This is a genomic window from Streptomyces sp. SID13726 (assembly GCF_010548375.1).
Classification (GTDB): domain Bacteria; phylum Actinomycetota; class Actinomycetes; order Streptomycetales; family Streptomycetaceae; genus Streptomyces.
Genome location: NZ_JAAGLY010000232.1, coordinates 1 through 548, shown reverse-complemented (window position 1 = coordinate 548; position 548 = coordinate 1). Strand labels below are relative to the sequence as shown.

Here is a 548-nt window from a genome sequence, read left to right as displayed (position 1 = left end):
CCGCAACCCGACAGCATGATCGAATGCGTCTTCGCCAGAGCGGTACAAGTCCACACAGCACGGGGGTGCATCAACCATGTTCGGTCGCAGAAGGGGGATGGAGACGGGCGGAAGCGGCGGTCAGGACACATCCGCGACGCTGACGCTGCCTCATACGGCGCGACTGCTCAGCTGTCGTGTCCTCGACACGGTTCACCAGCCCGTCAGACAGGCCAGGTTCGAAGTGACCGACCCGATCGGGCGGCGCATCGTCAGCGGCGAGACCGATCCGTACGGCGGGTTCACCGCGGCCGTGCCGGAGGGCGAGTACCGGCTCACCGTCACCGCCGAGGGCTACGCGCCGTTCCACGGGGCGACGCTGGTGGGGGACCCGGCGCAGCCCGGCACCGGGGAGATCGTGCTCGACGCCGTGGAACCGCCGCTGCTGCCGGCGCCGGGCCACTGGGAGCTCGATCCGGCGCACTCGTCCATCGCCTTCACCGCGCAGCACATCGGCTTCGCCCGGATCCGCGGCCGGTTCAACACCTTCGCCGGCGGGGTGCGGATAG

At 69.9% G+C, this 548-nt stretch carries 1 protein-coding gene; it reads left to right on the top strand.

What is annotated here, in order from left to right:
• Positions 1-223 precede the first annotated feature (223 nt).
• A partial coding sequence (locus G3I78_RS47345) for a YceI family protein (RefSeq protein ID WP_343244029.1) occupies positions 224-548 on the top strand: 325 nt, incomplete at its 3' end.